This is a genomic window from Arthrobacter sp. 10T413_2 (assembly GCF_056394205.1).
Genome location: NZ_JBFTHK010000177.1, coordinates 1 through 8,552, shown reverse-complemented (window position 1 = coordinate 8,552; position 8,552 = coordinate 1). Strand labels below are relative to the sequence as shown.

Sequence of the window (8,552 nt, the reverse complement as noted above, 5' to 3'; positions counted from 1 at the left end):
TTGTCAGCGCTGGTCGAAACGTGAGCCGTTTCGTGGGCGGTGGATTCTAACGATCATCGCAACACCTGATTATCTTCAGGAGTTGCGTTGGCTGTTGATGCAAAGTCACGGTCGAAACCGGGCCCGTCGGATACGCCGCCGGGGCGGGCCAGTTCGGTTGTGCAGGGCCGGTCTGTCAGCAACTAAGATCCCAGGGCAGCCAGCAACGGTCGCCTATGAGGCTCTTGCATCAATTTCGGCTCGCCGCGCCAGGACAATGAGCCGCAACGCGGCGTCCGGAACTTGCTGTTCCGCGGAATAGTGGACGCTTCCGCTCGTCGTCTCGAAATTTTCCAKCACACCGAGATTAGCCGCCAAAACCGCGCCACTGTATGGGTAGAGCGCCAGGAACTTCTTTGCCCGCACTGTGGCGATAAGCCCCTTGCCACGGTAAATAAGCGCGGCCATGGCGTAGCTCGTGCCTTCCTCGGCCTCGGGCACGACTTCGCGTGCGATCGCGTAAACGCGTTCAAGGGCCGCGCGATCGGCACCCTCGATCGTGCTGAGGTATGTGCTGACAGTCCCCATGACGTGATCCTACCCCCCGCCCTCACGACGCGCAGGCCGCTCCGGCTATCCCCGGCTTTCGAAGGGTCGTCAGATGGCGCGGGGCCGGCTTGGTGCCGTCCGCCGAACTGTTCTGCCGCCCGAACATCTTCCCCGAGGCTGCGGCTTACGGCTTCGAGGGCGCCTTTGAGTTCGTCGGCGCTGATTMCGGGTACCGCTTCGAGGGCACGGCGGGTGGCCTCATCGAATTTTTCGTGCAGCCAGGCCAGCGCGTGCTGGCCGGCGGGGGTGATGGTGATGACCAGGGAGCGCCTGTCCTGCGGGTTGTTGCTGCGGGTCAGGAACCCGGCTTTCTCGACCCGGTCCAGCATGGCGGTCATGGTCCCGGAGGTGATGCCGAGCACGGMCGCCAGGTCTTTCGGGGACAGCGGGCCCACCCTGTACAGGTGGCCAAGGGCTGTCACTTCGCTGGCCGCCAGGTGGAGCTMGCCCGCGTGCACGTTGCGGAACTGCTCGGCGCACAGCACCAGTTCACGCAGCGCTATTGTGGCTCCCCTCAGGGAGCCTMCCGGTTCACCGCCGGCGATGATCGTCATTGGCATTGTCAGTCTCGATTCTTACTTGATGTTCGAGACTCTTGACMGCCAAGACACCACTGCCGCGCCTGGCGTCGATATCCTCATGTTGCCGACGGCGGCGATTATTTTCGGGCTCCTTTGGGCAGGAGTATGCATGGAGGCTATGCTGCGCCGCGTGCAGGCGCGACAGAGCCACCTTTGAAGCAGATAAAGTCGCCCAGCGCCGCGCACGCTTAAGGATCCTCCATCGGCACGCCGGGTCGACAAGAAGAATCGATCCGGGGACCATCTGGTTCGATGAGTGTATGGATTATTCGCAGCCGAACTTGTCCGCACCGAAGCTCGCTAGGGGTGATCGGGTGGCGGTTCTCTCCCCAGCATTCGCGGCGCCCGGAATCGCTCCGGCCGTGCATGAGCAGGCGATGCGTAGGCTCACCGCGGTTACTGGTCTGACCCGGTGGAGTTCCCCACGACCCGCAAGCTCGGATCCAGTCCCCAAGAACGTGCGGCCGACGTCAATGCGGCATTCGCCGATCCCAGCATCCGAGCCATTCTCGCCACCATCGGCGGCGACGACCAGATCACTGTCATACCTCATCTCGACGAACCGGCAGCCGCCGCCAATCCCAAGATCTTCATCGGATACAGCGACAACACCAACCTGCTCAACTGGCTGTGGTCCCTCGGGATCCGCGCCTATTACGGCGGTTCGACCCAGGTCCACCTCGGAGCCGGACCGGGGGCGGACGCCGTTCACCTCGCTTCCCTGCGGGCTGCGCTGCTTACCGGAAGTGAACTCGAAGTCACGGATCCCGGGGAGTCGGAGGACTTTGGGCCGGATTGGCGCGACCAGCGGGCACTCGTCGAATATGGCGACCGTGAATCCACCGAGCCCTGGGCGTGGACAGGTCCCGCACGCAAGGTCGCCGGTCCAACTTGGGGTGGATGCATCGAAGTCCTGGACCAACTCGCCCTCGCCGATAGGCTGCCCAGCGTCGACGCKCTGCGGGGCGGCATCTTGATCCTGGAAACCAGCGAACTGCTCGCTCCGGCAGATTGGGTTAAGCGGTGGGTGCGGGCGCTGGGCGAGCGAGGTGTGCTGGGGGCGGTCGACGGCGTGATGGTCGCCCGGCCTCCCGTCAGCAGCCACGGGCAGGTTCCCCCTGCCGCCGAACGGGCCCGGCTGTGCGCGGCGCAGCGGGACGTGGTCAGCACCGAAATCGGGCGATACAACCCGGACGCCGTCGTTTGCATCGGAGTGCCCTTCGGGCACACCCGACCTCAGTGGATCCTCCCCTATGGGGGTCGAATCCAACTCGACGGCAACGCCAGGACCGCCAGCTACGCMTGACCGGGCTGCAAGTGCACGGTGAGGGATCCTTTACCGGGCGCCCCCGCGAGTGAGCGTGACCAGTAACGGTCGTATTCGTGCGCTGGCCACACCGCATCGTCCGCGGCTCCTGACGCCGCGCCAATTCGCGGAACGCCGACACTGACCTTTGCACGAAACACTGCACGTGTGGAGTTGGTCGCTCTGTGGCGGCGTTTCTTGGTCGCTCCGTGTCGCAACAGTGCCCGTAAGGCGAGCACCTATTCCCAATACATCGCAGMCGCACGTGAGCAGAGGCGCATCTCATGACCGCCGACACGAAACGCCGAGGCTAGTCGACGCACCGGATTGCGTCGCAGACGTTCACGGMTGGGCGTGACGCTCCAACKCGTCCAGAGTCGTCTCGGGCGATGTGTTGAAGCAGAAGGTGATTCCGGGCGATTCCGCATTGCACACGTTGATGATCCGTTCGAAGAGCTCGGTGTACTCCGGGATCATCCTGATGCCGCCCCCGATCATCACGAGGCCGAAACKATCACGACCKAACGCCKAGCGAATCTCTGCTTCGGCCTCGTCCGGGGAGGTGCCGATCAGGYAGTTGACGGCGTCGAAGCCGGCGGCCGTAGTGGCCCCGAACCCCGCTTCGATCCGTTCGGTCATCGTGGCCTCGTCGAGGCCAGGAGGCAGCTTGCTATAGTCGAGGGCTCGCGCGTGGATGCCGATCATGAGGATTCGAGTCATGGGCCTCATTGTGGCATGCACGCCTCACCAACGAATTAGCCAAACCGCACCACCAATCAGGCGGGCCCGCTGGATCCTTGCTCGACCCGCCCCGCCCCAGATGAGCTGTTCCTGTAGTGCAGAGGACTCCTGACGTTCCGTGCAGACGACTTCGGAAAATGACATCGGTGGGCTGTGACTTTCGGCGGTAAATGGCGGTCTTTTTGCGGCGCTATTTGTCACCCTGCAGCCCGTAAGGGGATCGGCCTGCGAACACTCTCCCTGTCCTCAGTTGCCGGGGGTACACCCACATGTGGCGGCCCCTGAACCGGTTTCAGGCCGGTGCAATMAGAGCTGGCCGGTGGCCTTGCGTACCAGCTCAGCGATCACTTTTTCATCGGATTGTGAAATTTCTGTGATCGCGAATCCGGTGGGCCACATGGTTCCGTCGTCCAGTTGTGCGGCTCCGAAGAAGGCGAGATTTCCGTAGCGCGCCTTGAACTTGGCTCGCTCCTGGTAGAAGAGGATGACCCTGCCCTGCGCATCCGCGTAACCGGGGCTGCCGTAGAAAAGCCTGGGGCTCAGCGACGGCGCCGCGTCGGTGACGATCGCGTGGATGCGCTCCGCGTTAGTCTTGTCCGGCTCGTCAAGCGAGGCGATCTTGTCGAGAACCGACTGTAAGGCCACGGCCGAGCTCTGCTGCTCCTTTAGCTCTTTGGCGCGCTGTTTCATGGCGGCCCGCTCCTCAGCGGTGAACTTGGACCCGGAACTTTTCGACTCAGCCATGCGCCCATTCTTGCAAGTGTGGAGAGCCGCAGCGCTCCGTAGCGGCGTTCCCAGGGCTGCGTGTCGCGCTGGGCTCCCGTGAGGGAGATGCTTCATCGTGKGACTGCTTGGTGCAGTAGACGATCCGCTTACGGGCACCAGATGTGACATTTAGCGTCGGGAATACGCCGCCACTTATCGCTGCGAATCACAGACATGGCMGCTACTCACACGCACCGCATTCACCACTGCAAATACGGTCGTTTTAGACCGTAGCGAATAGGGCACTTCGGACAGTTTGCGGGTGTGTCCTACGGGAATCCGCACGGTGGTGGCCATGTCATGTTCCTTCGAAGGTGGGTTGGCCGTTGGGATGACTCGCGCCGTTTGTGCGGGCTTGGCGGCGGGGTGGGGGTAATGCCGCGCTTAATTTCTAATTTCGCGGGCGAGGTACGGATGCTACCCGTCATCCAGGGGGTGGTCAGGCGGGAGTCGTGACCGTGATGGCCGCGGTTGAGCCGAARCCGCGCGCGATGAGCCAGATGGCGAAGAAGATTTCGAACAGGCCACCGGGAATGGTGGAGACGAGCCCGGCGCCGGCGACTCCGGCGAGTTCGAGGAAGCATCCGGCCGCGAACGACGCGTAGCCGACGAATCCCCAGACCGCGAGGAACCGCGGCACGAGGCGCGAGCGGTAGAGAGCGACGCAGAAGAACAGGCTTCCGATACCGAGGCCGGCCATCGCGATGTTGTATGCGAGGAAGTTGGTGTTGGCGGCTCCGACGAGCAGGGCGATCGCGCCGACCGCGAGGAACGCGCCCTCGAAGATGCGGGTGGCGAGGTAGCCGACGGCGGTTGCCGGGGCGTGTGGGCGCAGGACCGGCCGCATGAGCGCACCGATGGAGATGACGGCCGCCGAGTTGAGCAGCATCATCACCGTGCCGGTGGTGAGGAGTGCGCCGGGGGAGGCGGTTCTAGCGATGGAGCTTCCGATGCCGTAGAGGAGGAAGCCGGCGAGCATGAGCGTGCCGACGGTGCGGGCGGTTCTGCGTGCGCTGATCATGGTGTGTCCTGTCTTGAAACCGACGCTAACCATACGGTGTAAGGTCGAATGACAAAAGCGTACCATACGATGTAAGGTAGGGCTATGGCAAAGTCAGAACCTAGAGAACCGGTCACCCGGGAGCGGGCCATCCGGGTAGCGGTGACCCTCGCCGATGCCGGAGGTATCGAGTMGCTGAGCATGCGCAAGCTCGCMACAGAACTGGGCATCGAGGCGATGTCGCTCTATTACCAMGTCAAGAGCAAAGACGATATTCTCGACGGGATGCTCGATGTCGTGTACTCCGAGTTCTCGACCCCGCGCGCCGGTGACGAGTGGCGCACGGCCATGCAAGAGCGAGCGGAGTCGATGCGCAGCGTTTTGGCGCAGCATCCCTGGGCGATCAGCATCAAGGCCCGAACMTCGCCTGGGGCGGCGACGCTAGGTCACCTGGACTCCGTGATCGGCTGCCTGCGCGCGGCAGGATTATCGATGCCCCTGACCGGCCACGCCATGTCGATTCTCGACAGCTATGTGCACGGCTTCGCGCAGCAGGAGGCGTCGCTGCCCCTCGACGCGGCGGGCGACGTCGGCGGCGCGACAAAAGACATCATGGCGCAGCAAAAGCAGATGGCGCAGGCGTTTTCCAACCTTGCCGACATGGCTGTCAGCCTGATCCTGCAGCCGGGCTACGCCTACGGCCACGAGTTCGACTTCGGACTGAAGCTCATCCTCGACGGCATAGCAGCGGCGCAGGCCCTCGAGATCGCAAATCCATGACCTCTMTCGCCAGGACTCCTGCGCAGAAACCCACCTGAACCAGAGCGCTTCGAGCGCCATCCACAAGTTCCCCMCTCAAGTTATCCAGGATCCTGCAACGGGCTTCTGACGCCCCACATTTCCCCTCGATGAGTGAAGCGCGGAAAGCTCCTGCCCAATCTGCACCCCTCACCTTCTACTGACAAAACCAAAACCGCCATTCCGACCAGTGAATTAACCGCCTTACTCAACCAACAGTCACAGGCGGGGGAGCGGGCCTAGGGTGTCGCGGTGGGGGACCGGCCTACGGGCGCCCGCAGTGGTGCGGCGCATCCTCTGCAGGATGTCCATATAATGGGACATTTTTGCTCAAAGTATGGACACGTCATCTAGCCTGCACTGTATGGACGACAGCCGGATGACCGAAGAAGATCTTCCACCCTTTGTTGATGCCGCGTGGCTGAAGGCGCACCGAAGTAATGTTGTCACCGCTGATGTTCGCTGGTACCTCGACGGTGCGTCGGGCCGTGCAGCGTACGACGGCGGGCATCTTCCAGATGCGGTGTTCGTGGACCTGGACGCATGGTTGTCGGGCAGTTCTGGACCACACGGGCTGAACCCGCTTCCCGACTCTGAAGTGTTCGCACATGGAATGTCATCCCTGGGAATCGGCGACGACACGACCGTCGTCGCCTACGACGACGCGGGGGGAGTCATCGCCGCGCGGCTCGTGTGGATGCTGCGTGCGCTCGGGCATAGGGCGGCGCTGCTCGACGGCGGGCTCGCCGCATGGACGGGACCGCTGGAGACGACGCCCGTGAAGCCGACGCCCGCGACCTTCACGCCGTCTCCGTGGCCCGAGGCCCGTCTCGCCCAGCTTGAGGACATCACGGCAGGGGCTGCCGGKATCATCGTCGACGCCCGCAATGCCGAACGCTTCGACGGAAGCCTCCAGCTGCCCACCGATCCCCAAGCCGGACACATCCCTGGCGCAGTGAACGTCCCTTGCCGTGGGAACCTCGCCCCCGATGGACGCCTGCGCCCGATCGCAGAGGTCCGACGAGCGTTTGCGAAGATTGGGATCGAAGACGCTACTGCCGTCATCTMCTACTGTGGCTCAGGCGTCACGGCCTGCCACAACCTTCTCGCTCTCGAGCATGCAGGACTCGGCCAGGGCCGTCTCTACCCAGGCGGGTGGTCAGAGTACGGAGCCGAGCCTCGCCGCCGAGCCGAGCTCGGCTGACAACCGACCTACGATGCCCACTCGGGTCGAGACCACGACCTCCACGACCGCCATCCTGAAGAGTGGAGACCGTCTCAGTCTGGCCCGGTAAAGGATCCCCTTACGGGGCTGAAGGGTGACAAATAGCGCCCTGCGAAAAGACCGCCATTTATCGCTGCGAGTCACAGGCCTAGGCCAGCAACCGCGGGGAACGTGGCGGGCTTCCGCGGCACGGTGATCGACCGGCTAACGGGCAGTTGTGTCTCGCCCAGTCGCTGCTTCCAGAACAGGCATACTGTGAAAATGCACATGACTGACGATCCCTATCGGATGAGCACAATGGACAGTCGCACCCCAAAAGAGGACGTTCTCGTAGGCGGCCTCGACGACTGGGCATATGCCGCATGGGTCTACCAAAGTACAAGCCTTGCGGGAATCGCAGATCCCATCCAACGACGAACGCTCACAATTGGCTTAATCGCCGAACTCCTCATGGAGGGCCTGATGATCGCCGGTGACGTCGACGAGCAGGGGCATCACCCGTGGCCCCACTCAACGGGAGACGCAATCGAACGGATCACACGCACCTGGCTAACTGAGTGGCCGGACGAAAGCCCTACCCCGGGGGCAATCGTGTGGCTCGCCAATACGGAGGCCGGCAACCGAGTGGGTCGGGAGGTGCTCGCACGCGAAGCCGAGACCGAATGATCCTCTCCCCGCAATCAGAAGCCTCATCAGGGCTCAAAGTTGGCGTCCTCAAATGCACGCGGAGGGATCGGCTAATGGAGAGCCAGGGCGCATCGCTACTGGAGCTGATCGGTCCGCCTTGGTAGCTTTCAAGGCATGGCTATCAAACTTGAGAACGTGGGTATCGCCGTTCGCGATCTCGAAGCAGCAATCGCCTTTTTCACCGATCTMGGTCTGACGGTCATCGGCCGTGACACGGTCAGCGGGGAGTGGACCGATACTGCTGTCGGACTTGATGGTAACCACGCGAACATTGCGATGCTCCAGACCCCAGACGGTMATGGTMGACTTGAGCTCTTCGAATACATCCATCCCAAAGCGATCGAGTCGAGCCCGACTCGTCCCAACGACATTGGCATGCACCGCGTGGCCTTCTCAGTCGACGACATCGACAAGGCCCTTGAGGTAGCTGCGAAGCATGGATGCCTTCCGCTGCGCGGGGTGGCGACCTATAAGGACGTCTACAAACTCACGTACCTTCGCGGCCCAAGCGGAATCCTCGTGATGCTCGTCGAGGAACTGAAGACAGACTGAGACCTATCTCGGCTCAATTGGCCCGCATTACAGGCCTCAGGGTCGAAATGTCCGGTAAAGGATCCGCTTACGGGCGGCTGACTGCGCGTCCTTGACAATACGGTCAGTCACTGGCGGTCGGCTAGCGTTGGTGGAGCGGTGGCAAGAAGTCCCGCGTGGGCGCAAGCAAAGATTCTTCGGTTTGTGTCGATCTGGCCTCGCGCCGTTCGACCTGTGGGTGAGAAGGTCGAAGCGCGACCTTCCGGAATCAAGGAGCATGAGATGGCCAAGTACATGTTGATCATGCGGGCGACCGACGAGTCGTTCGCG

Annotated in this window: 8 protein-coding genes and 2 pseudogenes; 5 read left to right on the top strand and 5 right to left on the bottom strand. The window is 62.7% G+C overall.

The annotated features are described in order from the left end of the window. Positions 1-213: 213 nt before the first annotated feature. Positions 214-567, bottom strand: coding sequence for an iron chaperone (locus AC1DBQ_RS19435; RefSeq protein WP_476930066.1), 354 nt, complete (start codon positions 565-567; stop codon positions 214-216). Positions 568-884: 317 nt separating this feature from the next. Beyond that, a pseudogene (locus AC1DBQ_RS19430) lies at positions 885-1,142 on the bottom strand (MarR family transcriptional regulator); the annotation flags it as partial. A gap of 287 nt (positions 1,143-1,429) precedes the next feature. On the opposite strand from AC1DBQ_RS19430, the pseudogene AC1DBQ_RS19425 reads away from it, so the two are divergent. Continuing rightward, positions 1,430-2,475 (top strand): annotated as a pseudogene (locus tag AC1DBQ_RS19425) (S66 family peptidase). Positions 2,476-2,817: 342 nt separating this feature from the next. Here the strand turns inward: AC1DBQ_RS19425 and AC1DBQ_RS19420 are convergent. The 3 genes from AC1DBQ_RS19420 to AC1DBQ_RS19410 form a co-directional block, all read right to left on the bottom strand. Continuing rightward, positions 2,818-3,195: a hypothetical protein gene (locus AC1DBQ_RS19420; protein WP_476930065.1), complete on the bottom strand. Its 378-nt coding sequence runs from the start codon at positions 3,193-3,195 to the stop codon at positions 2,818-2,820. Between the two features lie 267 nt (positions 3,196-3,462). Continuing rightward, positions 3,463-3,960 carry a DUF1801 domain-containing protein gene (locus AC1DBQ_RS19415; protein ID WP_476930064.1) on the bottom strand — a complete coding sequence of 166 codons (498 nt, stop codon included), beginning with the start codon at positions 3,958-3,960 and terminating at the stop codon, positions 3,463-3,465. A 460-nt stretch (positions 3,961-4,420) separates the two neighbouring features. Continuing rightward, positions 4,421-5,002 (bottom strand): DUF4386 domain-containing protein, encoded by a 582-nt coding sequence (locus AC1DBQ_RS19410; RefSeq protein ID WP_476930063.1) that lies wholly within the window; start codon positions 5,000-5,002, stop codon positions 4,421-4,423. Positions 5,003-5,182: 180 nt separating this feature from the next. Between AC1DBQ_RS19410 and AC1DBQ_RS19405 the strand changes: the two genes are divergently transcribed. From AC1DBQ_RS19405 to AC1DBQ_RS19390, 4 genes are all read left to right on the top strand, one after another. After that, complete coding sequence (locus AC1DBQ_RS19405; protein ID WP_476930062.1) at positions 5,183-5,761, top strand: TetR/AcrR family transcriptional regulator C-terminal domain-containing protein; 579 nt, start codon at positions 5,183-5,185, stop codon at positions 5,759-5,761. Positions 5,762-6,158: 397 nt separating this feature from the next. Then, positions 6,159-6,983, top strand: a complete 825-nt coding sequence (locus tag AC1DBQ_RS19400) for a sulfurtransferase (protein ID WP_476930061.1) — start codon at positions 6,159-6,161, stop codon at positions 6,981-6,983. A gap of 288 nt (positions 6,984-7,271) precedes the next feature. Further along, positions 7,272-7,670 (top strand): hypothetical protein, encoded by a 399-nt coding sequence (locus AC1DBQ_RS19395; protein WP_476930060.1) that lies wholly within the window; start codon positions 7,272-7,274, stop codon positions 7,668-7,670. A 135-nt stretch (positions 7,671-7,805) separates the two neighbouring features. Then, positions 7,806-8,243, top strand: a complete 438-nt coding sequence (locus tag AC1DBQ_RS19390) for a VOC family protein (RefSeq protein WP_476930059.1) — start codon at positions 7,806-7,808, stop codon at positions 8,241-8,243. Positions 8,244-8,552 lie beyond the last annotated feature (309 nt).